A 25487-nucleotide genomic window follows, 5' to 3' on the forward strand; every position below is an offset into this window, starting at 1 on the left:
TACAGGTCCCAAATTCGTGTTTATGACTACCGTTAGGTACGACATCAACGATCAATCATGCGCTTGCTTAAAGCGGCCGCTACTGGCCTGATCGCCCTCACTTCGGTGGGCCTTGTGGCTTGCCAAAAGTCAGCTCCTACAAACGAGAGTGGAGCGTCAGGTCAGACGGGCAACGTGTTTGAGACAGGAAAGCTCAGAGCAGTCGTCGTTGACGATGTGCTTCCCATGGTTGATGAAAAAGATGGCAAGTACGAAGGTCTTTCTTTCGTGGTGCTTAATGCCATCCGCGATCAGCTGAAATCAGCGACCGAAAACAAGTCCGACGACATCGTGATCGAGCCTGTTTCGATCAAGTCTGCCCAGGATGGACTGAACAAAATTCGTTCCGGAGAAGCTGATATCGCCTGTGGCGTTGCCTTTACTTGGGAGAGACAAAGAACACTGACTTACAGCTTGCCCTTTGCAACAAGTGGTGTACGTCTACTGGCACCCAAGGGGAATGATGGAACACCAGAGAGTCTCAAGGGAAAAACAATTGGCGTCGTAAAAGACACGGCTGCAGCAGCAGTGTTAGCCAAATCGGTAGATGAAGCCCAATTTCAATTCTTCTCGACTCCCACAGAAGCTCTCGCAGGCCTGAAAGAGGGAACCGTTGAATTCCTTGGTGGGGACACTCTCTGGCTGAAAGCAAGTCGAGCAGCCACAGCTCCGGATGCTGATCTCGTCCCCACATTCCCTTATGCACGATCCAGCGTGGGCTGTGTTGTTGCAGACACCACCCCTCACCTTCTGAATTACAGCAACTTGGCCATCGGTCGGATGCTGACCGCCTACGTGGACGACAACAAGGACGTACGCACAGCCGTCAACAAGTGGATTGGTCCCGATAGTCAAGTTGGACTCAGCGAAAACATGATTGGCGATTTCTTCACCATCGTGCTCGCAACGACAGCTGAATTATCAAAAGGCTCCTGAGCTTTATTCCTCAAAACCATTCAAATTTCACTTCTTCCATGAAAAAAACAACTCTGCTGAGCATCGCTGCAATCCTCGCCTCAAGCACTGTCTTGACCGACGCATCACACTCAGCTGTCCTCAGCGAGCCCGATCTAGGAAATGCTCTAGAGCAGCGCATTGAGAAGCTCTCGAGTGACGCTTGGGAGCGATTAGGGGCCAGTGATCACAACGAGGGCCAAACCATTGCCAGAGCTTGGGGCAACGGCAACGGCCGCGCCTTCGGCAACGGTGGTGGCCGTGGACGCGCCTTTGGCAATGGCGGCGGCCGCGGCTTCGCCAATGGCTATCGCGCAGGTTTCGCCAATTGGTGAATCATTCTGATTACGGACCTATCGGCCTCTTGGTGATTCAGGCCACATCACTCTGCAATCTTGATTGCAGTTACTGCTACCTGCCTGATCGCCAAAAACGAAGGATCTTTGATCTCAACCAATTACCTGTGTTGCTGAACAGGGTGTACGAGAGCCCCTTCTGGGGCCCTCATCTTTCAATCCTTTGGCATGCAGGTGAACCGCTCACATTGCCCTGCAGTTTTTACGACGAGGCCAGTGCCATCGTGCGTGAACAAACAGCTGAGCTGCAGGAGCAAGGGGTTCAGATTGAGCAGCATGTGCAAACCAATGCGACGTTGATTAACGACGCCTGGTGTGAATGCTTTAAGCGCAATCAAATTGTGGTTGGAGTCAGCGTTGATGGACCAGAAGAGATCCATGATTCCCATCGCCGTTTTCGCAATGGCAGTGGCTCTCATGCTCTAACAATGCGTGGCATTCGAAAACTTCAAGATCACGCGATTCCCATCCATGCGATCGCCGTACTCACGAGTGCGGCCATGGAAGATCCAGAGAGGATGTATTCCTTTTTCCGTGACAATGGGATTCATGATCTCGGCTTCAATGTGGAAGAGCAGGAGGGCGTTAACGCAAGCTCATCCATGCAGGGACTGAGCAGAGAAAAGCAATATCACAACTTCTTAAAGTGCTTTTGGCAGTGCAATCAAAGAGACGGATTTCCAATTCGCCTGCGTGAATTTGATCAAATCACTGAAATGATGGCTGGCGGGCAAAGACTGCTTCAAAACGAAATGAATCGCCCATACTCGATCTTGAGTGTGGACTCAGCTGGCAATTTTTCCACGTTTGACCCTGAATTGCTCTCCGTTGAAACGAAGAAGTATGGATTATTTAATTTAGGAAATATTCGTGATCAATCTCTTATCGGTGCTGCTGAGACTGAGACGTTTCGCCGATTGCTTCAAGACATGACAATTGGCACATCGCTTTGCCGTGATCAATGCGACTACTACGGATTTTGCGGAGGCGGTACTGGAAGCAACAAATACTGGGAGCATGGAACTTTGGCTTCCAGTGAAACTTGTGCCTGCCGCTTTTCAACCCAAATTCCCGTCAACGTTCTTCTCGAACAAATTGAAGACAAGGGCGTAAAAACGCCCTAACAATTTCAACAACAAACATGCCTTCACTTGCGCTTAAAGATTTTCGATTGGCCACCACTTTTGGGGTGGTTGCTGCTTGCTCGTCGCTGATTTTTGCTCACGCGCCCTCTGCTCAAGCGGGTTGCACCTTTTTGATGCCAATCGGCGGAAATGGCGACGGTCCTAAGCCCTACATCGTCAAAAAGAGAGTTCAACGCAACAAGGCATTGATAGGCCGTACGAACTGGAATACCGACTTTGTCGTGAACCAACCTTTTGCCTCTTACAAACTCTTCTTCACGGCAGACTCAACAGATAGCAACCCAGGGTCCTATCCAATCGAAGCCTTTCTGAAATTTTCAGACGGCAGCAATTTAAGAGTTGTCAACGAATTCATGAAGCCACCTACGGGAACTGGAGCTCAGTTCGGTCCATTCCAGACTCCTCAAGGGAAAGCTGTCAGCCAAGTGAACTTCAAAATTGGTGCTGGCAACGATCCTGGAGCAACGGGATTCAGCTACCGCATTTCGGTACAAGGTTGCGACTGAACCGCGAAAGGCCAATCAACTATATTTTTGATTGGCCTGGTGAGTTCCTCTCTCCGGGAGGGTGATCGCTGTATCAACCATCGGGCCGGTGCCCGACAACCTTCCGATTGTTCTTGCCCCATCCCTTACTCCCTGATCTAAAGGAATTGGCGTCTGCCACAGCCCTAGACCATGGGTTTGAGCTGGCTGATTTGCAGGCCCTAGCCCACATGCAACCGATGACGGTGCAGATCCAAATTCGCCGTCCCAGCGGAGACGATGTGACGTTGGATGATTGCGCTGGTTTCAGTGCACCGATGGGACAAGCCCTGGAGAATTCTGCTCTTCTCACCGAGGCTTATGTCCTCGAAATCAGCAGCCCAGGGATCGGAGAGCATCTTCAATCGGATCGCGATTTCCAGACTTTTCGTCGCTATCCGGTCGACGTGATTCAACGTGACACTGAAGGGACGCAACAAAGGCATTCCGGGACCCTTTTAGAGCGAACGGAAGATCACATCAAGATCAGTATTCACGGGCGAATTAAACAGATCTCTCGAGACTCTGTGATTTCTGTTGAGCTCACCAGTCCCACAGGCTGACCCCTTTAAGCCTCTTTTCAACCTCACTCACTTCCCAGACTTTCACTCACGTCCTCGATGGCTCTCGTCCTTCTCCCCGGCCTCAGCAACCTGATCGATGACATCAGCGAGGAAAAGAAACTCGCCCCTCAGGTCGTTGAAGCTGCCCTCCGGGAAGCGCTCTTAAAAGGCTACGAGCGCTATCGGCGCACTCTTTACTTAGGAATCAGTGAAGATCCGTTTGACGAGGAATACTTCAGCAATTTTGATGTTGCCCTCGATCTTGACGAAGAGGGCTATCGGGTCCTCGCCAGCAAAATCATTGTTGACGACGTTGAAAGTGAGGACCACCAGATTGCATTAGCCGAGGTAATGCAGGTGGCTGAAGACGCCCAAGCTGGCGACACTGTGGTCCTCGACGTCACTCCCGAGAAAGAGGATTTCGGTCGCATGGCAGCTGCCACGACCAAACAGGTCCTAGCTCAAAAGCTGCGTGATCAGCAGCGAAGGATGATCCAGGAGGAATTCGCTGATCTTGAGGACCCAGTCCTGACCGCGCGCGTGATTCGATTCGAGCGTCAGTCGATCATCATGGCCGTGAGTTCAGGTCTCGGACGTCCCGAGGTGGAAGCTGAATTACCCAGGCGCGATCAGCTCCCTAACGACAACTACCGCGCCAACGCGACCTTCAAAGTCTTCCTTAAAGAGGTGAGCGAGGTGCCTCGTCGTGGGCCTCAACTCTTTGTGAGTCGAGCCAATGCAGGGCTAGTGGTGTATCTGTTTGAAAACGAAGTTCCTGAAATTCAGGAGGGCTCCGTTCGCATCGTTGCCGTCGCTCGTGAAGCCAATCCTCCATCCAGATCAGTAGGACCACGCACCAAGGTTGCCGTCGACAGCATCGAGAGAGAGGTTGATCCTGTTGGAGCCTGCATCGGAGCTCGGGGCTCACGCATTCAACAAGTTGTTAATGAACTCCGTGGCGAAAAAATTGATGTCATCCGCTGGTCTCAAGATCCCGGCCAATACATTGCCAACTCGCTGAGTCCAGCTCGAGTCGAAGTGGTGCGTCTCGTTGATCCCGAGGGGCAACATGCCCATGTTTTAGTGCCACCCGATCAACTCAGTCTTGCGATCGGGCGAGAAGGACAAAACGTTCGTCTTGCTGCTCGATTAACGGGTTGGAAAATTGATATCAAGAATTCAACTGAATATGACCAAAGCTCAGAAGATGCTGTTGTTGCTGAGCTCATCTCCCAGAGAGAGGAAGAAGAAGCTCTTCAGCGCGAGGCGGAAGAGCGCATAGCCGTTGAACAGGCAGCCAGGGCCGAAGAAGATGCTCGACTTCGTGAGCTCTATCCCCTTCCCGAAGACGAGGAGGGATATACGGAAGATGGAGAGTATTACCAGGACGCTGAAGCTTCAGGAGAAGAGCCAGTAGCAGAAGCTGTTGAGGAGACAGTCGAAACAGCTGACACTGAAATACAGGCTGAAGATCAGTCCGAACAACAGGGCGATGCTTCCGATTCTGAGCTTGCACCCAGCGCAAGCGATGACGAGGAAGGAGCCCGGTGAACGTTTCGCGCCCCGTCCTCCGTCGCTGTGTCGCTTGCCGTGAGCTGCTCGACCGAAGCATGCTTTTGCGAGTGATTCGTGACCATCAGGAGGGGGTCCTCCTCGATCAGGGAATGGGCCGATCGGCCTACCTCTGTCCGACTGAGGCCTGTTTTGAAGAGGCTCGCCGCCGCAAAAAGCTTCAGAAATCCCTGCGTTGCCAGGTTTCTGACGACTTAATGACGGCGCTGCAAGGGCGGCTCACCGAATCTCGGGTTGCAGCCGCTGAGGCAAGATGAACACTGGCACCACGTGTGTGGAGCCCCGAGGCACACCGTGCCCGGACCGACCGGAGACCTGAATGACCAGCAGCGGCAAAGTCAGAATTTATGAGTTGTCCAAGGACCTTGGCTTGGAGAACAAAGATGTCCTGGATGCCGCCGAGAAGCTGTCCATCGCGGCAAGGAGCCATAGCAGCTCCATCAGCGATACAGAAGCCGGCAAAATCCGAAACCTTTTAAAGCAAGGTGGGAGTGCAGTTGCGTCTGCTCCTACCAAGCCAGCGCCTGGAAAAGCAATTCTCTCGGTCAAAAAGGCATCTAGTCCAGCAGCCCCTTCGATGCCCAGCAAACCTGTGGCTCCTGCGGCAGCAAAACCATCGCCCAAACCGTCTGCACCTTCACGACCAGGGGCACCCCTGCCCCAAATCGTGCAGCAGCCCGTGTCGCGTCAAGCAGCACCACAAAAGCCGGTGAGCAGACCAAGCGCCCCCGCAGGGGCAGCGCCAGCACCTTCTGCAGCAACACCTTCTGCAGCAACACCGTCTGCGCCCACACCACGGCCCAAGCCTGCGGCAGCGCCCTCAGCTCCAAAGCCTTCAGCTCCCGCTCCTACCGCTTCTGCTCCATCAGCTCCTGCAAGGCCCACCTCGGCCAAACCTGCACCTGTTCCTTCAAGGCCAACAGGCACCTCACCGGTGAAGCGTCCTGGCAGCGAAGCCAGCAGCCCCCGACCTACCGCTCCGCCATCGCGTCCGCAACCGAAAGCGCCAGTGAACCGAGGGGCGCCGCAGCGACCCGCACCCAAACCAGAACTCGTTGGCCGGCCACAGCCCAAGCGTGCTGCTCCTGGTGCCCCCGTCCGTCAGATCGGACAACGCCCAGGCGTGAGTCCACGGCCAAGCGGGCCTCCAGGCCAGCGCTCCAACATGCCGCAACGCCCTGCAGGAGCTCAACGTCCAGGGGCCCCAACACGTCCTGGAGATGCTCCCTCTAAGCCGGGGCAACCCCGCTCAGCCGCGAGTTCGCTGGAATTGGTCGGCAAACCCATCCGAAGAGATGGCAGTAACGACGGCGCCGGTGGCCGCGGCGACGGACAAGGTCGTCCCCCTGGTGCAGCAAGACCGGGAGCCCCCCGTCCTGGTGGCATGCCAGGGATGCGTAAGCCGGTAGCCCCCGGTGAGCTCATGCAGCTCCAAAAACCGAATAACCGACCGTCAGCGCCACCACCGAGACGTGTTGATGGCACACCTGTGGCCACGCGTAGCGGCGAGGCTGCCGCTGGAGGAGCCAAGGCCACAGCGCCTGTTTCACGTCCTACAGCCACGCCACCATCAGCACCAAGGCGTCCAGGCTTCAGGCCTGGCCCAGGAGCTGGTGGTCAGCGCAGGCCTGGACGGCCTGACTGGGATGACAGCGCAAAACTGGAAGCGCTTCGCAGTAAATCACCTCAAAAACAGCGTCAAAAGGTCCACATCATCGGCGAAAACGATGATGCCCTAACCGCTGAGACCGGAGGCTTCGCTGGTGAACGCCAGGCGATGGTGCTATCGGCCAGCTTGGCCCGTCCTTCCAAGCCAAGAACAAAGCACAAGCCAGCTCCGAAGCCAGTTGCTGCCATCAGGAAGCGGCGTAAGGAAACCGCACGTCAGCGTCAGCGTCGCCGCGCGATGGAACTTCGTGCCGCAAGGGAAGCCAAACAGGTACGGCCCGAGATGATCGTGGTCCCAGAGGACAACCTGACGGTGCAAGAGCTCGCTGACATGCTCAGCATCGAGAGCTCTGAAATCATCAAATCCCTGTTTTTCAAAGGTGTCATTGCCACGGTCACGCAGACCTTGGATATGCCCACCATTGAAGCTGTGGCTCAGGAATTCGGCGTACCTGTGCTTCAGGATGATGTCGAAGAGGCGGCCAAGAAGACCGTCGAGATGATCGAAGAGAAAGACCGCGCCCATCTCATTCGCCGTCCCCCCGTCGTCACCGTCATGGGTCACGTCGACCACGGCAAGACGAGCCTTCTCGATGCGATTCGCCAAGCCCGTGTCGCCGCTGGAGAAGCTGGAGGAATCACCCAACACATTGGTGCCTATCAAGTAGAGATTCAGCACAACGATGCCCCTCAGAGGCTCACCTTCCTGGACACCCCAGGGCACGAGGCGTTCACCGCCATGCGGGCTCGAGGCACCAAAGTCACCGACGTTGCAGTCTTGGTGGTTGCGGCTGACGATGGGGTCCGTCCTCAGACCCTTGAAGCGATCAGCCACGCACGGGCGGCAGAAGTGCCGGTTGTTGTGGCCATCAACAAGATCGACAAAGAGGGAGCCTCTCCCGATCGCGTCAAACAGGAACTCTCTGAACAGAACCTGCTGGCGGAAGATTGGGGAGGCGATGTGGTGATGGTTCCCGTCAGTGCCCTGCGCGGTGAAAACATCGACAAGTTGCTTGAAATGATCCTCCTCGTCACCGAGGTTGAGGATCTACAAGCCAACCCCGATCGACTCGCAAAAGGCACTGTGATCGAGGCCCATCTCGACAAGGCCAAAGGTCCTGTGGCCACATTGCTGGTTCAAAACGGCACGCTCCGTACTGGTGATGTGCTTGCCGCAGGCCCCGTTCTCGGCAAAGTGCGCGCCATGGTGGATGACGGCGGCGGCCGTTTGAAAGAAGCCGGTCCTTCCTGTGCTGTGGAAGCACTTGGTTTCAGCGAAGTGCCCACTGCAGGCGACGAGTTTGAGGTCTACCCCGACGAGAAGTCAGCACGCGCTGTCGTCGGCGATCGTGCCTCCGATGCCCGCGCGAGTCGCCTGGCCCAACAAATGGCGTCACGTCGCGTGTCACTCACGGCCATGTCTGGCCAGGCCAAAGAGGGCGAGCTCAAAGAGCTCAATCTCATTCTTAAGGCCGACGTTCAAGGCAGTGTGGAAGCGATCCTTGGCTCGCTTGAACAGCTACCGAAAGACGAAGTACAGGTCCGTGTCCTGCTGTCCGCACCTGGCGAAGTCACGGAAACGGACGTCGATTTAGCGGCAGCCTCTGGCGCTGTGATCGTGGGCTTCAACACCTCGATGGCCTCAGGCGCAAAACGAGCGGCAGACGCCAATAGCGTTGACGTTCGCGACTACGACGTCATCTACAAGCTGCTGGAGGACATCCAGTTGGCCATGGAAGGCCTCCTGGAACCAGAACTTGTGGAAGAGTCCCTTGGAGAAGCAGAGGTTCGAGCCGTTTTCACAATCGGCAAGAGCGCTGTGGCTGGTTGTTATGTCACAACTGGAAAACTTCAACGCAACTGCAAGGTGCGCGTGCGTCGCGGCAAAGAAATCGTCTTCGCTGGAGATCTCGATTCCCTACGCCGCAACAAAGACGACGTTAAGGATGTAGCCACAGGGTTCGAATGCGGTATTGGCTGTGATCGCTTCGCCAATTGGAAGGACGGCGACATTGTTGAGGGCTACAAGCTCGTGACCCAGCGCCGCAAGCTCGCCACCTAATGTCGCCTCGCAACGAGCCGCTTCTATGGCTCCAGTTGGTGGCGATTGGAGCCATCCCACTGGAGCTACAGCTGCTTCGGTTGATCTTGGCTGGCTCGGATCTCGGTCCGGTGCCCTCTGTGGAACGCTTTCTCTGCTGGGGGATCGCCGTTGTTGCTCCTGCCGTTTTGCTCTGGAAACGCCCTGTTGATTGGGGCTCCCTTCTCCTCGTGCGTCAACCCTTAAAAGGGCGGACAACCTGGCAACGAAAAATCAGTCACTGCCAAGACAACCTACTTTTAAAAATGAGTGGAGCGGCGGGGGCACTTCTTCTGCTCGTCCTGTTCTGGTGGATCGATCGATCCTCTCTGTTGATTGCTGATCTTTCTCCTTTAAGAAGTGGGCATCGCCTTCAAAGCCTGCTGATCGCAACACCACTGCTGGCCATCATTTTTTGGCAATGGAATCAGCTGGTTCAGTCCATCTGGCTTCTCACTCGTCCTTCGATGGCCATTGAAGGGGCTGTAGCGATGAGTGACCGCCAGCTAGAAGACTCAAGGCTTTCACTCGGATTGGGACTTCTACGCCTGGAGTCGTTGGATTGGGACGCGGCAGACGTCAACACATCAACAGTTGATGAACCGAAGGAACCTCAAAAGACCATCGAGACGCCTCCACCTCCTGAGCCATCCATCGAGCAGGACGAGGAGGATCTCTCAGACTCTGACTCCAACGCTTTGAACGACCCAAACGCAGAAGGACTGAATCTCCCTAAGGCGCCAGATTCAAGTCTCTCGAGTTCGATCGAACCAGAGCAAGCTGCCGAAGAGAGCAACAGCGCTGATCTGGATGACCAGATCACTGAGAACAACATCATTTCCAGCAGTGACTCTGAAGGTCATAACGAACAGACCAAGACCTCCGGAAGCGAAGAGAGCGAGCCAGAGCAAGCGCCTTAGCGACCGCCAAGGCGTGCGCGCTTCCTGTAAGAGCCTCGCCTTCAGTTCTGGATCCAACTGTCTTTGAGAGTCGCGGTCGCTCAAACCCTGTGCTGCGCAATGCCAAATGTTAAGTTCCTAAAGCTGCCGATGTAGCTCAGCTGGTAGAGCAACGCTTTCGTAAAGCGTGGGTCGCCTGTTCAAGTCAGGTCATCGGCTTCAAACACCAACCCAGTTGCAGCATGACATTTGCGCTGTAGCTGTTTTTTATGCTCCTGCACTTTCAAGCCATAAAGGCATCTTCACTTTGCGATCAATTCTGCTTTAGCAAAATATCCAGGGCTAAATACTTTCAACATCGAATCAACGACGGGTAACCGGTAAAAGCAATCGGTACCACACAACTAATAAAGCCCTTGAGCGAGCTCAAGTTGTACCGATGCTTTTTATCTCAGTTGAAACGTATCCGCATGATCCAACTGATCACCACTAGAGATGACGACGAACCCAAGCCAATAGAAGGGGTGCATCAACCCTTGAAATTCCACAGTGAATCCCAGGTCATAAGGGAGCAATCTGCAGATTGAGTCCGGAAGGGCAATGCGCCGAACGATCTAAAGATCAGCAGCAATCGCAACTGTTGCAGCACTCCTCGGAACCGGCGTGTCCGTCAGCGCAAGGCTGTGAGCAATACACCTTGCCATCTTTCTCGACAGCGGATTCAACAGACACTGCGCAGGTGCAGGGAGCACAGGCACAAATTTGATTACTGGTTGCCATGCCTTGAGTGGACGTCTCCCACTTTCATAAAACGGAAATGCGTCCAAGTCCATCACCCATCTGGGGGAAAGCACACTCCTTCAAACTGAAACCATCTAAACCAGAGTTCATGGCCAGCATCGAACCCAGCAAGCTCGATCGCATGAAACGCAGCTTTGGGAACGATGCCGCACTCGATGAAGTGTTCATCGTGCTGAGTATCGGTGCAGGGCTCATCGCAACTCTGGGGTTACTCGCCAACAGCCCCGCCGTCGTGATCGGGGCGATGGTCGTGGCTCCATGGATCATGCCGCTAAGAGCCGCCGCTTTTGCCGTGCTTTTTGGTGACATCCCCCTGCTCACCCGTTCCTTGCGGACATTATTCGTGGGCGTATGCGCTACCACTTTCCTATCCATTGTGTTGGGAAAGCTGGCAGGGTTGCCTCAATTCGGCTCGGAAGTCGCAGCGCGGACATCGCCAAACCTTCTTGATTTAGGGATCGCTCTTGTGGCCGGCGGACTGGCCACTTACGCCAAGCTTCGCAGTGATGCCGTGAGCTCACTGGCAGGAACTGCCATTGCCGTTGCTCTTGTACCACCGGTCTGCGTGATGGGCCTTCTCCTGTCCCATGCGTATTGGGAAGACGCTTTGGGAGCCGGCCTCCTGTTTGCCACCAACCTTCTTGGCATTTTGACCGGGGGATTGGTCCTCATGGCCTGCAGGGACTCCTACTTTCGCCAGGAACTCAAGCGAAGCCATTTAGGAGCCGCAAGCTTTGCGCTCACCGGTTTATTGCTGATTCCCCTAGGGACTAGTTTTATCAATCTTCTTAGCCAGGCAAGACAAGAGAGCACACGCGATTCAGTGGAAAAAACCATTGAACAATTTCTAACGCAGCAAACCTTGACTTTTGGAGACAAAGAGAAAGTTGACGTCGAGAGAGTTGATATTGACTGGGAGCAAAATCCACCGGTCGTCCAAGTGATGGTGCGTGTTGCAGATCCAGAACGTCCAACCTTCAAACAAGTTTCCGCCGTTCAAGAAGAAATCAATAAAAGACAAGGGCTTCGATTTCGACTTGTCGTTCAACGGACAGCTATTGACATTGTCGGTCCCAAAGAAAAGCCCAACACTCAAACTCCAATCTCCAAAAAACTCATCGATTCAAACACCCAACCATTTAATGAAACAGAACCCATTGATGGCGCTAGAACCTTCAAGGAAGTACCAAAAATTGACAACATGCCCTTCCTTGACAACATGCAACCGTTGATGAATGACAACAAAAACAGCCCCAACTCAACATCTGAGCTTGAAGAGATCAAGGCAGAAGAAGAGTTGTCTCTTGACATTCAACCTACAGGCAAAACCTTAGACTAATTTCTATTGGATGAATTCATAAAACCCTTTTGAGATTGAAGGCGAGCAGCTGCTAGAAATTTTTCAACAGATTTAAACTGAGCAGGCAGCTCTCGACCATTTTCTACATCGCGATAGAGATCAGCCACACTCCATGCCGCACTGCGCTGATCCTCCTGAAACCTAGGGATCAGATGCAAGTGCAGATGTCGAGCGCCCTCCCCAAAGGCAATCAAATACACCCGGTCGCAACCACTCACCTTTTGAACGAACTTGGACGCTTGCTGAACAACTGTTCCCCATTCAGCCGCTTCATCGCCCAAAAAATCGACTGCGCCAGCGAGATGGCGACGAGCATCGAGCAAACACCAACCAAGCAATGGAGAAGGATGCGGATGGTGACGCAACAACCAATGCCGACTGCGCCAAATTTCGAGTTCGCGCAGATGTTCTATATCGGAATGAATCTCACAAATCCCACAGTGTTCTGAACGCTCAATCAAATCAACAGAAATAGGCGTGTCTGGATTGATTGCCATCGGTTAATGATTGTGGTCGCTCCATGATCCTGATCGAAGGCTAGTCATCATGGTTGGGATCAAAGCCTCACCAAGGCACAAAAAAGCCCCCTCTGTGAGGAGGGGGCTTTCTAGTTCAGTTGATCTGAACTTTGAAGGGGTTCCAGATCAACCGATTGCAGGTGCTTGAAGTGCCACAGGTGTGGACTCAGCAGCTGCCAGGTCGAGGGGGAAGTTATGAGCGTTGCGCTCGTGCATCACTTCCATACCAAGTCCAGCTCTGTTAAGAACGTCGGCCCAGGTGTTCAGGACGCGGCCCTGACCATCAAGGATTGACTGGTTGAAGTTGAAGCCGTTCAAGTTGAAGGCCATGGTTGACACGCCAAGGGCGGTGAACCAGATGCCGACCACAGGCCAGGCTGCAAGGAAGAAGTGAAGGCTACGGCTGTTGTTGAACGAGGCGTATTGGAAGATCAGGCGACCGAAGTAGCCGTGAGCAGCCACGATGTTGTACGTCTCTTCTTCTTGGCCGAACTTATAGCCGTAGTTCTGGGACTCGGTCTCGGTTGTTTCACGAACCAAGGATGAGGTCACCAATGAACCGTGCATGGCGGAGAACAGTGAACCACCGAAGACACCAGCCACTCCAAGCATGTGGAAGGGGTGCATCAGGATGTTGTGCTCAGCCTGGAAGACCAACATGTAGTTGAAGGTTCCAGAGATGCCCAAAGGCATGGCGTCAGAGAAAGAACCCTGACCGAAGGGGTAGACCAGGAACACTGCAGATGCAGCAGCAACAGGTGCGCTGTATGCAACACAGATCCAAGGGCGCATGCCCAAGCGGTAGGAAAGTTCCCACTCACGTCCCATATAGGCGTAGATGCCGATCAGGAAGTGGAAGACAACCAGTTGGAAAGGACCGCCGTTGTAGAGCCACTCGTCGAGTGAGGCAGCTTCCCAGATTGGGTAGAAGTGCAAGCCAATGGCGTTGCTGGAAGGAACAACAGCACCAGAGATGATGTTGTTGCCATACATCAGTGAACCTGCAACAGGCTCGCGGATGCCGTCGATATCAACCGGAGGAGCGGCGATAAAAGCAACGATGAAGCAAGTGGTAGCGGCAAGCAGTGTGGGGATCATCAACACACCGAACCAACCGACATAAAGACGGTTGTTGGTGGAGGTGACCCACTCACAGAACTGCTGCCAGCCGTTAGCGCCGGAGCGCTGCTGGATGGTGGTAGTCATGAATACGGAAAAGAAGGTCTCGCAAGGAGACGGTTACGGAAGGGCAGGACGCCCTGCCGAATGCATTGTAAAGCAAGTTTGCGGTTTGTAACCACTTATTCATGCGGTAATCCTTAAGCCCGCTGCCGGGCGTTGCAGCAGATGCAGTTGTTAGCGTCCGCACATGAGCAATGCCAGAAGAGCAGCTTCAGAAAGGCTTAAGATTTGAACGGACTCCCTTAGGACAGTCGCGTGGTTTTGATTCGATGGCACCAGGCTGGTCGGCGCACGGAGGAAACCGTTCCTGTCGCCATGGCCCGACATAGAAGGAATGAGCTTGAAGCTCAAGGAGCGGTTGTGTACTGGAGCGAACGACTAGGCAACGCCTTTTAGCCATCCAAACCGGTTTCATCGCAACAGGAACAATGACCATCAGCTCCAAGGCATCCCGCTTTCAAAGAGGGGTCATCACTGTTGCGATAGCCAGTTCTGCGGCAATGGCTCTCAGCGCCTGCGGGTCAAAAACAATGCCCGTCAACAAAACACAGAGCGAAACGATCAATCGCTTGGAACAACGCATCGAGCAGCTCGAACGCCAAGTCGGAGAACAGCTCCCAACGCCTTCAGACACCAGCAGCAAGGTTCCTACCGGACCTGTTAGTTCCATCACGATGAGGACAGGAACTTCTGATGACAGGTTGAGGATCTACTGGGCTGACGGCACGCGCAGTGACCTCCCCTGCACCAAAGAACAAAACACTTGGGCCTGTGGGTAGAGCTATCCCTGGAAATCCAGTCACAACTACCAATACATGCAACGCTCTTTGACCGTTGAAGAAGTGATGCATCGCGTCAAAATTACGCCATGAATCAGTTCAAAACGGTGTTGGCGCTCATCAGCAGCATTGGGCTATTGGCTCCAAATGCTGCAACAGCACAGGGTTCCAGACCAATACCATTGGCGCAACCAAAGGCAGCCAATCTCGCGCGCATGCGCGCAGAGTCGCTGAATGGGGGGTTAGGTCAATACAGAGCAGCAAGCTGCATGTACGAAACCGGAGCTGGATCCTGTCTCGAGTCCGTGAGCGAAAGCGGCTTCCTGTTTCGGTTTCGAGGTGGAGCGCCAGGTTGGCAACAGCAAACCCCACCCGAACCAACCATCGAGACGTCAGTGCTTGTCTCCAGGGATGGCGACCGAATCCTGGAGGTTTCTTACAACGGAACGATCCGTTAAGTGCAAGATCCAGTTGACAGATCAGACCGCCGTGATTCCGATGTGATGGCACTACCTGGTTCTGCATGAATCTCCGTACCCTTTCGGCCATGGCCGTGATCACTGGTGCAAGCGTGATAGGCGCAACACCAGCCCTCGCTCAAGGCACCATCCCGGCGTCGCAAGTGAGAGCGATCAACTTGGCTCGCAACACTGCTGTTGCCGAAAATGGTGGCCTTACGGCTTATCGCCCTCAGCCATGCATGTTTCAGACCAGTGCTGGAGGCGGGGATTGCCTTGTCAATCAGGACGCCAACGGATACACCTTTCAATTTCTTGGTGGAGCCCCAGGCTGGCCTGAAGATGGCAGCTCACCCACCACTGAGACAGAGATCCAGATTGCTCCAGATGGGCGAACTGTGAATGAGGTCCTCTACAACGGATCACCCCGCTGATAGCTGCGCTTGAAGTGCCTCTGTCCATTCAAAAGACAGGGGCCAGCTCTCTCTAAGCGTGAGACTTAACGCAATGGCCTTCTCTGCATAAGCCGCTTCGTTGATAAAAAGGGGGACATGTCCATCGGCCCCCTCATAGGCAACGCAGCTGCCATCAGCCTTTTGAAAGAGCGGATCGCCGTGACGCATGGGCTGCCAGTCCGAACCCTGACGCTGAGGGTGAACGAAGGCGTCGGGTGAACACGATGAAGAACGCGGTAGGTCAAGACTCCCCAGATGGCGATGAACCACCAATTGCCTGGGGTAGCGGGCTCGGCCAGCCAGCACATCTGAGCAGCCCTCAAAGACGGCCTCGAGAGCCAGGCGAGTTTGCGTCAGGATTTTGTGATGACGCACCATCTGAGGGACGGGCCCCACTTCAATCACCAGGCCACAGGGCCAGCTCTCCACCAAAAATCCTTGCTGAGCCTGATCGGCTTCATGGAGATAAACCGGTAAGCCAAGACGTCCCTGAACAAGCGCCGCCAAGGCCAAATCAGCAGGCCTACGGCCATAGACCACCAATGAGCTTCCCATCGAAGACGTGGTGCTGTGGAGATCGATCACAAACCCACAGGCCTCGATGCCTTCAGGGCCGTAACGGCTCACCAGGTCGAAGGCACGCTGAACTTCGAGATCCACCTTGGACGATGTAATCCGCCCTAAACCAACCTGCTGCAGAAGACCAGGCTGGAACGAACGATTGAGATCTCGGTCGATGTAACGACAACCTTTGGCATAGGCATCGGGATTGCCAATCACCGCAAGCGCCTCGCATCCATGGGTCTGAATCAATTGCGGCTGCTGCTGCCACTGCTCCAACAGCCAGGGAGCATTGATCTCATTCCCATGGGTTCCAGCCACCACAAGCACTCGAGGGCTTGGCATCAACTCTCAGCAGCCTCAATCAATCTGATGGAAGATAAGTGGAAATGGAACAACGATGGCGATCCATCCACTGATTGTGCGCAGCGCTCGTCAAGGATGGCGCTGGCAATGGCTCCGCTTGATGGGAGGACTTGGCCCTGCCGACCAAGGAGGTCACTATCGGCGACCAACCAGCACGCCGATGCAAACCCTCGTCTTAGGGGAGAGGGAGCTTGAAGCGAGGGACAGCACAACAAAACCCCAGCTGATCGTTGGACGAAGTTGCCCATGGGCCCATCGGGTCTGGCTGGTGTTTCAACTGAGAGGGCTCAGCGCAAGCATCAACCTGCTGATGGCCGATGCCGATCACGACGAAGGGCGTTGGCGACTGGAGCCGACCTGGCTTGGCTGCGACAGCCTCCTTGATCTTTACAAGTTGTGCGGAGCACCACCCAGCTACAGGGCCACGGTGCCGGTCCTGGTTGATCCGGGTGCATGCGCATCCGATCAACCCCGATTGCTGGGGAATGACAGCACCCCCCTGAGCGAAGCACTGTGTTCATGGCCAGCCGAGGCGACGGCACTCAATCTCGCCCCAAGCGAATTGAAAGCTTCCATTGCGTCATGGCAGGAGTTGATCCAACCCTCCATCAATGACGGCGTCTATCGCTGTGGATTTGCAAGGAACCAAAGGGCCTTTGATCAAGCCAGCCAAGCCTTGTTTTCAGCTTTGGAACAAGTGGAAGAGAGCTTGCAAACCAAAGGACCATGGCTCTGCGGCGAGCAACTCACATTGGCGGACGTCCGTCTTTTTCCCACCTTGATCCGTTGGGAAATGGTCTATGCACCCCTATTTGGCTGTAGTGCCAGACCGCTTTGGATGTTTCCTGCACTTTGGGGTTGGCGCCAACGATTTTTTGCGCTTGCTGGAGTCAGCGAGAGTTGCAACAGTCAAAAGTGGAAACGGGATTATTTCGGGGCACTCTTTCCGCTCAACCCAAGTGGAATTGTTCCAGATAGCCCTGACCTGAGCAGACTGATTGGGGCGGGAGTGGCACAACCGAAATGACGACCAACAGCAAAACAAGAGCAGAACAATCAGAACCCTGCTTTGAGGGGATGTATGGCCCCTATTGCATCACTCTCCAGGATCAGCGAGAGGTTCAGCTCTACCGAATCTGCTTGCTGGTCTGTGGTCTGAGCTTCAGTGCCGGACTCGGACAATGGATCCTCATAGGCCCCCAGCTAGCGACCCTATGGCTGTTGCCCCTTGCCGTATCACTAGGTCTTGCCTTGCGCTGGATTCACATCTATTTGCGCCCTCTCCATCAAGCCCTTCAACTGTTTTGGGCCGCTGGATGCATCGGCTGGCTGGTCTTAGCCATGCAGGCCGGTCCATCCAACATCTTCAACACGCTTGAGAGCCAACGTCTTTGGACCTTGGCGATTGGTCCTCTGTTTGCATCCCTGGCAGGCATCGGCTTCAAGGAGTTCTTTTGCTTCAGACGTCCAGAAGCAATCGGACTCACCCTGCTTCTACCAGTAGCACTCCTCGGTCATTTGAGTGGCCTGATTCCAGGGCCAGTAGCCATCAGCATGCTTGCGATTTGCTCCTCTCTTCTCGTGCTTCTTGCCTTACGCAAATTCGGAATGGAGGCCGCTGCTGACGTTGGCGATAAGAGCGTATTTGCTTATCTAGAAGACCTGCGAAAGGCCAAGAGCGCGTGAGCCTGATCAGTCTTGTCGATGCATCTAAAGACTTCGGCATCCGCACGCTGTTTGCCGACCTAACCCTCCACATTCGGGAAGGTGATCGCCTGGGACTGATCGGCCCCAATGGGTCAGGGAAATCAACCTTGCTGAAAGTGCTTGCAGGCGAGGAGCCTCTTGGGGGAGGAGAACGACGCTGCTCGTCGCGGTTGAGGGTCGAGCTGGTAGGCCAAGAGAGCAGCGTGGACCCGGGCCTCACCGTCTTGGAACAGGTGTTGGCAGGGTGCGGAGAGAAACGTGATCTGCTGCTGCGTTTCAGTGAACTCAGCGAAGCCGTTGCCGACAATCCGGACAATGCAGTGCTCCTAGCCGAGCTGGGCGTCCTGAGCCAAAGAATGGATGAATCCGAGGCTTGGAGTCTCGAACAACAATGCCAGGAAGTCCTGCAAAGGCTTGGGATCACTGATCTACACAGCCCTGTGGAGGCTCTTTCCGGTGGGTATCGCAAACGGGTAGGTCTGGCATCGGCCCTTGTGGCTTGTCCTGATGTCCTGCTTCTCGATGAGCCCACCAACCACCTCGATGCCGCAGCTGTCGAGTGGTTGCAAAGCTGGCTGGATCGCTATCCAGGAGCGGTCGTCCTCGTTACCCATGACCGCTATGTACTGGATCGCGTGACCCGCAGGATCGTGGAAGTTGAGCTGGGGGAAGCCCACAGTATTGACGGCAATTACAGCGCTTATCTGCAGCGAAAAGCCGAACAAAATCTCGCCGATGCCGCTGGTGCTGCCAAATTCAAAAGCGTGCTCCGGCGCGAATTGGCGTGGTTACGCCAAGGGCCAAAGGCACGCAGCACCAAACAAAAGGCGCGGCTGCAACGCATCGATGAGATGCAGAATGCGCCCACGAAACAGAGTCGTAGCCAGCTGGAGATGGCCAGCGTGAGTCGTCGTATTGGGAAGGTCGCGATCGAGGCGGAGCATCTCTCCGTCTCAGCTGACGGCAGCAAAGACGGCCCCTTATTGCTCTCAGACTTCAGTTACAGCTTCAGCCCAGAGGATCGTGTCGGAATCATTGGCCCCAATGGAAGTGGCAAATCAACCCTGCTTGATCTGATCGCGGGACGCCGTCAGCCAACTGGCGGGTCCCTACAGATTGGAGAAACTGTTCATCTTGGATATCTCGACCAACACACCGATGTCCTCAGCGATGGAAAAGGACTAGAGCGCAAAGTGATCGACTTTGTCGAGGAAGCGGCGTCAACCATTGACCTGGGGAATGAGCAACTCAGTGCATCTCAGCTGCTGGAACGCTTTTTGTTCCCACCAGCACAACAACACAGCCCCCTCAGCAAACTTTCTGGTGGAGAGAGACGGCGCTTAAGCCTGTGCCGCATGTTGATTCAGGCACCCAATGTCTTGCTGCTCGACGAACCAACCAACGACTTGGATGTCCAGACCCTGAGTGTCCTCGAAGACCTTCTCGAGGACTTCCGTGGCTGTGTTGTGGTCGTGTCCCACGATCGCTATTTCCTAGACCGCACCGTTGACCGTCTCTTTTGTTTTGAGAACGGACGCCTGCAGCGTTTTGAAGGGAACTACAGCGCATTTCTAGATCACCGACGTGATCTGGAAAAAGCGCAAAGCGAAGCACTGGCAGCGCAGGAAAACACCCAACGTTCGTCAAAAGCAGCTTCGAAACAGGGTTCAATTCCAGACAACAAGCCGAAACGGCGCAGCTTTAAAGAATCGAAGGAGCTGGAGCGCCTTGACAGCGACCTCCCCGCCCTGGAGCTGAGAAAACAGGAGCTGGAACAGGCCATGGCTAGTGGTGGCGGAGATCTCAGCTCTCTGAGCTTGGAACTCGCAGCTTTACTGGACTCGATTCATACCAGTGAGGAGCGCTGGCTTGAACTCAGCGAACTCGAGCCGTAAGCCTTATTACTCATGATGTAGATCGCATCGCCCTTCTTCACTGATGCCCTCCCACAAGAGATTCAGCCCCTTGAGAGATGCCCGCCATGTTGTTAAGGAAACCATCGCGCCAGCAGAATCATTGGCACTAGAAGAAACCAGCCGTAAAATACTTACATCGCAATTGGCTTTTAAGAGCCGCCGATTCCATGAAATCCATCGACGAGCACATCAAGAAAGATCAGTCAGAGATTGAAGCAGCTCGCGCTTCAGGCGACCAAGCAAAGGTGCGTCACCTGACTGACGAGCTTCATTCTCTTGAGGAATACAAGGAGCACAATCCTGAGGACAAGCACGATCCCACCTCACTCGAGCTGTATTGCGATGCAAACCCAGACGCCGACGAGTGCCGCGTCTACGACGACTGAGCCATCGAGCCCCTCTTGGTAATGAACCTGCCTCTCAAGGCAGGTTTTTTTATGCAGCGCCTTCGATCCAGCATCCAGCCCTAGATCCCCAATTCGCTCCAAACACGATCCAACATCTGAGTCAAGCCGCGACTCATCGCTGCCGAGATCAGGAGAGGAGTGCGCCCGCTGGCATCGGTCAAAGCAGAAACGATCCCCTCCAGATCCTCTTCCTGAATGAGCTCTTGTTTGTTAATAACCAGAATTCTGGGGCGCTCAACCAGCCCATGTCCATAAGCTTCAAGTTCCTTTTCAACAACGCGGAGATCCAGCAAGGGATCTTCGGCTCCGCCATCCACAAGGTGAATGAGGAGTCGGGTGCGTTCGATATGGCGCAGGAAATCGTGGCCCAAGCCCGCGCCCTGGGCTGCACCAGCAATCAAGCCTGGAATATCAGCAAACACGGTGCCGTCTCCTGTCGGGCGGCGCACCACACCAAGATTCGGGATCAAGGTTGTGAACGGGTAGTCGGCAATTTTGGGTCGAGCGGCAGACAAAACACTGATCAAGGTGCTTTTCCCTGCATTCGGGAGCCCAATAATCCCCACTTCGGCTAAAAGCTTGAGTTCCAGCTGCAACGGCCACTCTTCGCCGTCACGGCCCTCAGTGAATTTTTCTGGAGCACGGTTTCTATTGCTCAGGTAATGGGCATTGCCAAGGCCGCCCCGCCCCCCAAACGCCACGGTGAGACGTTCTCCTGGTGTCGTGAGGTCACCGAGCACGACTCCCGTACTCATATGACGAACCTCCGTGCCACATGGAACCTTGATCACCAACGGCGGGCCTGATGCCCCAGTGCAGCGGTTGGGACCTCCCCTGCGCCCATCATCTCCTGCGAACAACCGTTTGTATTTGAAATCCAAAAGGGTTTGCAGGTTGGAATCTGCCTCCAACACCACATCCGCGCCCTGGCCTCCATCACCACCAGAAGGCCCTCCAGCTGGAACATATTTTTCTCGACGGAAGGCCATGATGCCGTCACCACCACGGCCACCCCGCACGGAAATGCGCGCTTGGTCGATGAACTGCACAGCAAGCCTCAGTTGGGGCCAATTCCCAACCCTAGGATCGAAGAGTACGAGGACAAGAGCTTGGCCGGAGTTCGCTTCGAGGCACTCAGCAAGAACTATCCGTCCCGTGGGGGGGGCAAGCCTGTTGAGGTGATTCGTGATCTCTCCCTCAGCATCGCTGACGGCGAATTTCTGGTGCTGGTGGGTCCCTCTGGCTGCGGCAAAAGCACACTTCTGCGACTGATGGCAGGTCTTGAATCCCCCAGCTCTGGAGAAATCCTGGTGGGAGACCAACCCGTATCAGGCCTGAGGCCAGCGAAGCGCAATGTGGCGATGGTGTTTCAAAGCTATGCGCTCTATCCCCATCTGAGCGTTCGCGACAACTTGGCCTTCGGCCTGAGGAGAAGCCAACAGCGCACGAATTTGCAGCAGCTCCAGGACCAACTGCATCGCAACACACGCCGTCTCCCTGCTGCTCTAAGGATTCCCTCGCATCGAGAGCAACAGCTCGAGAAGCGCATTCAGGATGTGGCGCAATCTCTCGAATTGGATCAGCTCCTCGATCGCCGACCAAAGGAACTCTCTGGGGGACAAAAACAACGGGTGGCGCTGGGCCGGGCCATGGCCCGCAAGCCAGAGGTGTTCCTGATGGATGAACCGCTGAGCAATCTCGACGCAAAATTACGCGGGAGCACTCGCGCCCGGATCGTTGACCTCCAGCGACAACTCGGGACCACCACCATCTACGTCACCCACGACCAGGTGGAGGCGATGACCATGGGCCACCGCATCGCCGTGCTTAACCAGGGACACTTGCAGCAATTGGGTACTCCGATGGAGTTGTACCGCTGGCCTTCCAATCTGTTTGTGGCCCAATTCATCGGTAGCCCACCGATGAACGTACTGCCCGTCCATGTTGGGCCTGGTGCCACATTGATGCTGAAGGACCGACGCCTCAATGTGGAGGGGCCCACCAGGGCCCTACTTCAGAACCTCGAAGGCCAACGGCTAAGTGGAGGGATCCGTCCTGAGCATCTGCATGTTGCACCAGCAACCAACCGAAATCTTCCAGCGGAAGTAAGTCACAGTGAGGTATTAGGGAACGAGCAACTGCTCACCTGCCGCCTGCTGGATGGGGACCACCTCGTACAAGTGCGAGCCGATCCAAGCCTGAACGTTTCGATTGGTGGATCGATTCACTTAGAAGCCGATCCAGATGGCTGGAGGTTATTTGATGAGGCTGGGGACGCCATTGCTTTACAAGAGCTCCCGACCGTCGATAGCGATGAGCCTCAACTACCCCTACTGAGCTGAGATCAGCGATCAGCGATCAGCGCACCCAAACAACGCTGCAACCTGGACCGCCATCTCCCTGATCAGCATCACCAACCCGTTCCACATACGGGAGTGAATCGAGCCACTGACGCAAGCCGCGCTTCAGGCGACCCGTCCCGATCCCGTGGATCACCCAAACCGGACCATTGGCACCACGAAGCAGCTCTTCCACAGCGGCTTCAGCTTCATGCACTCTCTGGCCGCGAACATCCACCGTGTTCCGAGCGGTACGCACCTGGGAGCCGCCGACTCCTCTCCGCGCTTTCACTTGCACCACAGGTTTCTCAGGCGGTGCAGCTCGGCGACCATCCAGGCTTTCCACCGATTGAAGATCCACCATGCTGCGCATCACGCCACAGCGCACACTCAGTTGCTGACCATCGTCTGACACCTCCAGCACCTCGGCTGCTTTGTCGAGAGCAAGCAGGCGAATGCGCTCGCCCACAGAGGGGCGCCATTCCGGATGCAGACGACGCTCTGGAACGGAGCGATGGTTGGATTCAAGCTTGCGCAGCCGCTGACCAGCGCGACGAGCGGTTTCACCATCGGCCTTCTGATCCCGCAACCTGCGAATCAAACGACGCACCTCTTGTTGACCATCACGAATCGAACTCTCCAAACGCTGCCGTCCCAACTCCTGCTGCTGCGCAGAGTTTTTGCGTTGCTGCTCCCAGCGTTGAAGGAGCTCCTCATGCAGCAATTCAGTCCGAGCCAAGAGTGCAGCCGCATCTTCCGCCGCGGCCTGTTGGCGTTGCCGCTGCTCTTCCAAACCACGGATCACAGCGTTGACATCGCCATCCCCACTTGGCTTCAACAGTTGCCTGGCTTGTTCAATCACGCCGCTGTCAAAACCAAGACGCGTTGCGATCGCCAACGCATTGCTGCGTCCTGGGATCCCCCAAAGCAGCTGATACGTAGGAGAAAGGGAATCGCTATCAAAGGCCACCGAAGCGTTTTCAAAGCGTGAATCGCTGTACTTGAGTGCTTTGAGCTCCCCAAAGTGGGTGGTGGCAATCGTGAGTCGGGCGCAATTGGCCAAATTGCGCAGCAACGCAATCGCCAGGGCTGTGCCTTCACTGGGATCGGTACCAGCGCCCACCTCATCGAGCAGCACCAATGCCGGAGACGGTCCAGAAGCGATGGATTGAAGGATGCTTCCGATCCTTTTCACATGACCACTAAACGTGGACAAACTCTGCTGAAGCGACTGTTCGTCGCCGATATCTGCAAGAACCTGTGCACACCAAGGGAGTGAGGGACTGCCGTTGCACGGAATCCACATGCCGGCTCTGGCCATCAATGCAGCTAAGCCAATGCTCTTCAACGTCACTGTTTTGCCACCGGTATTGGGTCCAGTAATGGCAACAACCCGCAACTGCTCCGACACCTCAACGCTCACGGGCACCACAGGTGCGCCACCCTCCTTGCGCTGCTGCCAAACCAATAGGGGATGGCGCAGCTCCAGAATTTGAAATGGAGCATCAGCTTGAGCATCAAGCCGGGGTGGTACGGCACCAAGCCATTGGCCGTAACGCCCCCTCGCCAAGGCCAGATCTAACTTCAACAGCACAGCCATCAAGCGAGCGATCGCATCGATTTGCTCTGCAACGGCAGCACTGAGCTCCGCCAGAACCCGACGCTCCTCCTCTCTGATTCGGCCATCGAGGGCGGCCAGACGATTGCCGAGACCAATCACAGTCTTCGGTTCAACAAACACAGTGTTGCCAGACGAAGAGCTGTCGTGAACCATTCCTGGACATTGAGAGGCGGCACCAGCCTTCACCGCTAAAACCGGCCTTCCATGGCGTTCGGCAATCACGGTGTCTTGCAACAGAGACGCCCAGCGCCTCACAACCGCCTGCAAACGATCACGCCGTTCCTGGCGTGCAACCTGCCATTGGAGACGCAACTCTTCCAACGATTCACTCGCTCGGTTCGCAACGCGCCCCCCCTCTTCCAGGGCAAATTTCAAACGCTGTTCGAGCTCAGGAAGTGTCGCCACGTTCTCTAGCAGAGCTGAACAGTCAGGTCTTAAGTCAGGGTCATCGATCTGACGGCGTAGGCGTCGGGCGGCGGCGAGTGTGTGCGCCACAGACAACAACTCCTCGCCTGACGCCGCTCCTCCTTTGGAGCAGCGGAGCACCACCATCTCGAGGTCGTACACCCCTTGAAAACTCAATCCGCCATCAAGGAGCCCGTCCAGGCTGGCGAGCTCCATACTCCTTGCTTGAAGGGTCAGCGTGGTTTCGAGGTCAGCTGGCAGCTGCCCCTTCAAACAGTGCTGACGCCCTTGTGGTGTACTGGCAAATGTTGAAAAGTGCTGGCACAACCGTGGCCACTCCAGCAACTCCAGTGTCTCTTCCAGGATCGAAACCGAAGGAGGAGCTGATGTCGTGCGGGATTCAGACGTCATTAAGAGAGACCCGCCGATGCCTCCATCTGGTTGGAAGGGATTCCACCGGGAGGTTCATACAACATCTCAAGCCAGTTCCCGTCTGGATCCCGTAAGTAAAAGGAGGCTGTGCCATCTCTGTGGTCATGCACCGCCCCAACGCTGGCCCCAGACGCTTTCAAGTGATCATGGACCACATCAACCTCAGCGCGATCGCGAAAGTGAAAGGCAAAATGCGGCCCTGCAGCTTTGTAGGTGGGGCCCAGGAGTGCTAATCCATCTCGACTCTCTCCCGCCTCGAGGTAACACCAGTCGTCCGCCTTCCATACCAAGCGCATGCCGAGATCACAGTAAAAAGCGATCGCACGTGACAGATCCTGCACACGGATGGCGACGTGGCCAAGGCGCTGTACTGCTGGCAT

General features: G+C 55.2%; 26 protein-coding genes, 1 tRNA gene and 1 pseudogene. 20 read left to right on the forward strand and 8 right to left on the reverse strand.

Features of this window, described 5'->3' with window-relative positions; all coding sequences use genetic code 11:
• The first annotated feature begins 57 nt into the window (after nucleotides 1-57).
• The 9 genes and pseudogenes from grrP to SynMVIR181_RS13330 form a co-directional block, all read left to right on the forward strand.
• On the forward strand, nucleotides 58-975 hold the full coding sequence (gene grrP / locus SynMVIR181_RS10760; RefSeq protein ID WP_186589225.1) for an extracellular substrate binding-like orphan protein GrrP: 918 nt from the start codon (nucleotides 58-60) through the stop codon (nucleotides 973-975).
• A gap of 38 nt (nucleotides 976-1013) precedes the next feature.
• Nucleotides 1014-1328, forward strand: coding sequence for a GrrA/OscA1 family cyclophane-containing rSAM-modified RiPP (grrA, locus tag SynMVIR181_RS10765; protein WP_186589226.1), 315 nt, complete (start codon nucleotides 1014-1016; stop codon nucleotides 1326-1328).
• Nucleotides 1325-2473, forward strand: coding sequence for a cyclophane-forming radical SAM/SPASM peptide maturase GrrM/OscB (grrM, locus tag SynMVIR181_RS10770; protein WP_186589227.1), 1149 nt, complete (start codon nucleotides 1325-1327; stop codon nucleotides 2471-2473). The genes grrA and grrM overlap by 4 nt, the downstream gene beginning before the upstream one ends.
• Before the next feature lie 17 nt (nucleotides 2474-2490).
• Entirely contained in the window at nucleotides 2491-3000 is a 510-nt protein-coding gene (locus tag SynMVIR181_RS10775) for a hypothetical protein (protein WP_186589228.1), read from the forward strand.
• 113 nt (nucleotides 3001-3113) lie between these two features.
• The gene (gene rimP / locus SynMVIR181_RS10780) at nucleotides 3114-3581 is read left to right on the forward strand and encodes a ribosome maturation factor RimP (RefSeq protein ID WP_186589229.1); all 468 of its coding nucleotides are present in this window, start codon (nucleotides 3114-3116) and stop codon (nucleotides 3579-3581) included.
• 57 nt (nucleotides 3582-3638) lie between these two features.
• Entirely contained in the window at nucleotides 3639-5132 is a 1494-nt protein-coding gene (nusA, locus tag SynMVIR181_RS10785) for a transcription termination factor NusA (RefSeq protein ID WP_186589230.1), read from the forward strand.
• Nucleotides 5129-5410: a YlxR family protein gene (locus tag SynMVIR181_RS10790; RefSeq protein ID WP_186589231.1), complete on the forward strand. Its 282-nt coding sequence runs from the start codon at nucleotides 5129-5131 to the stop codon at nucleotides 5408-5410. The genes nusA and SynMVIR181_RS10790 overlap by 4 nt, the downstream gene beginning before the upstream one ends.
• A gap of 62 nt (nucleotides 5411-5472) precedes the next feature.
• Nucleotides 5473-8883 (forward strand): translation initiation factor IF-2, encoded by a 3411-nt coding sequence (gene infB, locus SynMVIR181_RS10795; RefSeq protein WP_186589232.1) that lies wholly within the window; start codon nucleotides 5473-5475, stop codon nucleotides 8881-8883.
• Nucleotides 8883-9443, forward strand: a pseudogene (locus tag SynMVIR181_RS13330) (low-complexity tail membrane protein); the annotation flags it as partial. The gene infB and the pseudogene SynMVIR181_RS13330, both read left to right, overlap by 1 nt.
• 204 nt (nucleotides 9444-9647) lie before the next feature.
• On the opposite strand, the gene SynMVIR181_RS10800 reads toward SynMVIR181_RS13330, so the two are convergent.
• Nucleotides 9648-9905 carry a DUF3493 domain-containing protein gene (locus tag SynMVIR181_RS10800; protein WP_370593847.1) on the reverse strand — a complete coding sequence of 86 codons (258 nt, stop codon included), beginning with the start codon at nucleotides 9903-9905 and terminating at the stop codon, nucleotides 9648-9650.
• A 41-nt stretch (nucleotides 9906-9946) separates the two neighbouring features.
• Between SynMVIR181_RS10800 and SynMVIR181_RS10805 the strand changes: the two genes are divergently transcribed.
• Nucleotides 9947-10019: transfer RNA gene (locus tag SynMVIR181_RS10805), tRNA-Thr, on the forward strand.
• Nucleotides 10020-10421: 402 nt separating this feature from the next.
• Here the strand turns inward: SynMVIR181_RS10805 and SynMVIR181_RS10810 are convergent.
• Nucleotides 10422-10580 carry a metallothionein gene (locus SynMVIR181_RS10810; RefSeq protein WP_186523836.1) on the reverse strand — a complete coding sequence of 53 codons (159 nt, stop codon included), beginning with the start codon at nucleotides 10578-10580 and terminating at the stop codon, nucleotides 10422-10424.
• A gap of 109 nt (nucleotides 10581-10689) precedes the next feature.
• On the opposite strand from SynMVIR181_RS10810, the gene SynMVIR181_RS10815 reads away from it, so the two are divergent.
• Complete coding sequence (locus SynMVIR181_RS10815; RefSeq protein ID WP_186589233.1) at nucleotides 10690-11940, forward strand: DUF389 domain-containing protein; 1251 nt, start codon at nucleotides 10690-10692, stop codon at nucleotides 11938-11940.
• Here SynMVIR181_RS10815 and SynMVIR181_RS10820 read toward each other — a convergent pair.
• Together SynMVIR181_RS10820 and psbA are read right to left on the reverse strand one after the other, a co-directional pair.
• Nucleotides 11937-12458 (reverse strand): HIT family protein, encoded by a 522-nt coding sequence (locus tag SynMVIR181_RS10820; RefSeq protein WP_255444271.1) that lies wholly within the window; start codon nucleotides 12456-12458, stop codon nucleotides 11937-11939. The two genes, SynMVIR181_RS10815 and SynMVIR181_RS10820, sit on opposite strands and share 4 nt — an antisense overlap.
• 147 nt (nucleotides 12459-12605) lie before the next feature.
• Nucleotides 12606-13685 carry a photosystem II q(b) protein gene (gene psbA, locus SynMVIR181_RS10825; RefSeq protein WP_006854385.1) on the reverse strand — a complete coding sequence of 360 codons (1080 nt, stop codon included), beginning with the start codon at nucleotides 13683-13685 and terminating at the stop codon, nucleotides 12606-12608.
• 231 nt (nucleotides 13686-13916) lie between these two features.
• On the opposite strand from psbA, the gene SynMVIR181_RS10830 reads away from it, so the two are divergent.
• From SynMVIR181_RS10830 to SynMVIR181_RS10845, 4 genes are all read left to right on the forward strand, one after another.
• The gene (locus SynMVIR181_RS10830) at nucleotides 13917-14057 is read left to right on the forward strand and encodes a hypothetical protein (RefSeq protein WP_186589234.1); all 141 of its coding nucleotides are present in this window, start codon (nucleotides 13917-13919) and stop codon (nucleotides 14055-14057) included.
• A 32-nt stretch (nucleotides 14058-14089) separates the two neighbouring features.
• Complete coding sequence (locus SynMVIR181_RS10835; RefSeq protein ID WP_186589235.1) at nucleotides 14090-14440, forward strand: hypothetical protein; 351 nt, start codon at nucleotides 14090-14092, stop codon at nucleotides 14438-14440.
• Nucleotides 14441-14529: 89 nt separating this feature from the next.
• Nucleotides 14530-14898 carry a hypothetical protein gene (locus SynMVIR181_RS10840; RefSeq protein ID WP_186589236.1) on the forward strand — a complete coding sequence of 123 codons (369 nt, stop codon included), beginning with the start codon at nucleotides 14530-14532 and terminating at the stop codon, nucleotides 14896-14898.
• Between the two features lie 65 nt (nucleotides 14899-14963).
• The gene (locus SynMVIR181_RS10845) at nucleotides 14964-15332 is read left to right on the forward strand and encodes a hypothetical protein (RefSeq protein WP_186589237.1); all 369 of its coding nucleotides are present in this window, start codon (nucleotides 14964-14966) and stop codon (nucleotides 15330-15332) included.
• Here SynMVIR181_RS10845 and SynMVIR181_RS10850 read toward each other — a convergent pair.
• Nucleotides 15321-16259 (reverse strand): aspartoacylase, encoded by a 939-nt coding sequence (locus tag SynMVIR181_RS10850; protein ID WP_186589238.1) that lies wholly within the window; start codon nucleotides 16257-16259, stop codon nucleotides 15321-15323. The two genes, SynMVIR181_RS10845 and SynMVIR181_RS10850, sit on opposite strands and share 12 nt — an antisense overlap.
• 55 nt (nucleotides 16260-16314) lie before the next feature.
• Here SynMVIR181_RS10850 and SynMVIR181_RS10855 point away from each other — a divergent pair, with 55 nt between their 5' ends.
• From SynMVIR181_RS10855 to SynMVIR181_RS10870, 4 genes are all read left to right on the forward strand, one after another.
• Nucleotides 16315-17307, forward strand: a complete 993-nt coding sequence (locus SynMVIR181_RS10855) for a glutathione S-transferase C-terminal domain-containing protein (protein WP_186589239.1) — start codon at nucleotides 16315-16317, stop codon at nucleotides 17305-17307.
• The gene (locus SynMVIR181_RS10860; protein ID WP_186589240.1) at nucleotides 17304-17966 is read left to right on the forward strand and encodes a DUF2301 domain-containing membrane protein; all 663 of its coding nucleotides are present in this window, start codon (nucleotides 17304-17306) and stop codon (nucleotides 17964-17966) included. Before SynMVIR181_RS10855 ends, SynMVIR181_RS10860 begins: the two co-directional genes overlap by 4 nt.
• Complete coding sequence (locus SynMVIR181_RS10865) at nucleotides 17963-19882, forward strand: ATP-binding cassette domain-containing protein (RefSeq protein WP_186589241.1); 1920 nt, start codon at nucleotides 17963-17965, stop codon at nucleotides 19880-19882. The genes SynMVIR181_RS10860 and SynMVIR181_RS10865 overlap by 4 nt, the downstream gene beginning before the upstream one ends.
• Before the next feature lie 188 nt (nucleotides 19883-20070).
• Nucleotides 20071-20289, forward strand: coding sequence for a CP12 domain-containing protein (locus tag SynMVIR181_RS10870; RefSeq protein ID WP_186523845.1), 219 nt, complete (start codon nucleotides 20071-20073; stop codon nucleotides 20287-20289).
• Between the two features lie 80 nt (nucleotides 20290-20369).
• Here SynMVIR181_RS10870 and cgtA read toward each other — a convergent pair whose 3' ends face one another.
• A complete protein-coding gene (gene cgtA / locus SynMVIR181_RS10875; RefSeq protein ID WP_186523846.1) occupies nucleotides 20370-21359 on the reverse strand; it encodes an Obg family GTPase CgtA in 990 nt (329 codons plus the stop codon).
• Nucleotides 21360-21419: 60 nt separating this feature from the next.
• Between cgtA and SynMVIR181_RS10880 the strand changes: the two genes are divergently transcribed.
• Entirely contained in the window at nucleotides 21420-22652 is a 1233-nt protein-coding gene (locus SynMVIR181_RS10880) for an ABC transporter ATP-binding protein (RefSeq protein ID WP_186590638.1), read from the forward strand.
• Between the two features lie 16 nt (nucleotides 22653-22668).
• On the opposite strand, the gene SynMVIR181_RS10885 is transcribed toward SynMVIR181_RS10880, so the two are convergent.
• Nucleotides 22669-25086: an endonuclease MutS2 gene (locus SynMVIR181_RS10885; protein WP_186589242.1), complete on the reverse strand. Its 2418-nt coding sequence runs from the start codon at nucleotides 25084-25086 to the stop codon at nucleotides 22669-22671.
• A complete protein-coding gene (locus tag SynMVIR181_RS10890; RefSeq protein WP_186589243.1) occupies nucleotides 25086-25487 on the reverse strand; it encodes a VOC family protein in 402 nt (133 codons plus the stop codon). The genes SynMVIR181_RS10885 and SynMVIR181_RS10890 overlap by 1 nt, the downstream gene beginning before the upstream one ends.

Origin of the sequence: Synechococcus sp. MVIR-18-1, from assembly GCF_014279835.1 — a bacterium.
In the GTDB taxonomy this organism is placed as follows: Bacteria; Cyanobacteriota; Cyanobacteriia; order PCC-6307; family Cyanobiaceae; genus Synechococcus_C.

Bases quoted from the DNA above. Each gene is read 5' to 3' on its own strand.
- grrP (WP_186589225.1), top strand. From the start codon at position 58: ATGCGCTTGCTTAAAGCGGCCGCTACTGGCCTGATCGCCCTCACTTCG.
- grrA (WP_186589226.1), top strand. From the start codon at position 1,014: ATGAAAAAAACAACTCTGCTGAGCATCGCTGCAATCCTCGCCTCAAGC.
- SynMVIR181_RS10775 (WP_186589228.1), top strand. From the start codon at position 2,491: ATGCCTTCACTTGCGCTTAAAGATTTTCGATTGGCCACCACTTTTGGG.
- nusA (WP_186589230.1), top strand. From the start codon at position 3,639: ATGGCTCTCGTCCTTCTCCCCGGCCTCAGCAACCTGATCGATGACATC.
- infB (WP_186589232.1), top strand. From the start codon at position 5,473: ATGACCAGCAGCGGCAAAGTCAGAATTTATGAGTTGTCCAAGGACCTT.
- SynMVIR181_RS10810 (WP_186523836.1), bottom strand. From the start codon at position 10,580: ATGGCAACCAGTAATCAAATTTGTGCCTGTGCTCCCTGCACCTGCGCA.
- SynMVIR181_RS10815 (WP_186589233.1), top strand. From the start codon at position 10,690: ATGGCCAGCATCGAACCCAGCAAGCTCGATCGCATGAAACGCAGCTTT.
- SynMVIR181_RS10820 (WP_255444271.1), bottom strand. From the start codon at position 12,458: ATGGCAATCAATCCAGACACGCCTATTTCTGTTGATTTGATTGAGCGT.
- psbA (WP_006854385.1), bottom strand. From the start codon at position 13,685: ATGACTACCACCATCCAGCAGCGCTCCGGCGCTAACGGCTGGCAGCAG.
- SynMVIR181_RS10835 (WP_186589235.1), top strand. From the start codon at position 14,090: ATGACCATCAGCTCCAAGGCATCCCGCTTTCAAAGAGGGGTCATCACT.
- SynMVIR181_RS10840 (WP_186589236.1), top strand. From the start codon at position 14,530: ATGAATCAGTTCAAAACGGTGTTGGCGCTCATCAGCAGCATTGGGCTA.
- SynMVIR181_RS10845 (WP_186589237.1), top strand. From the start codon at position 14,964: ATGAATCTCCGTACCCTTTCGGCCATGGCCGTGATCACTGGTGCAAGC.
- SynMVIR181_RS10850 (WP_186589238.1), bottom strand. From the start codon at position 16,259: ATGCCAAGCCCTCGAGTGCTTGTGGTGGCTGGAACCCATGGGAATGAG.
- SynMVIR181_RS10855 (WP_186589239.1), top strand. From the start codon at position 16,315: ATGGCGATCCATCCACTGATTGTGCGCAGCGCTCGTCAAGGATGGCGC.
- SynMVIR181_RS10860 (WP_186589240.1), top strand. From the start codon at position 17,304: ATGACGACCAACAGCAAAACAAGAGCAGAACAATCAGAACCCTGCTTT.
- SynMVIR181_RS10870 (WP_186523845.1), top strand. From the start codon at position 20,071: ATGAAATCCATCGACGAGCACATCAAGAAAGATCAGTCAGAGATTGAA.
- SynMVIR181_RS10885 (WP_186589242.1), bottom strand. From the start codon at position 25,086: ATGACGTCTGAATCCCGCACGACATCAGCTCCTCCTTCGGTTTCGATC.
- SynMVIR181_RS10890 (WP_186589243.1), bottom strand. From the start codon at position 25,487: ATGCCAGCAGTACAGCGCCTTGGCCACGTCGCCATCCGTGTGCAGGAT.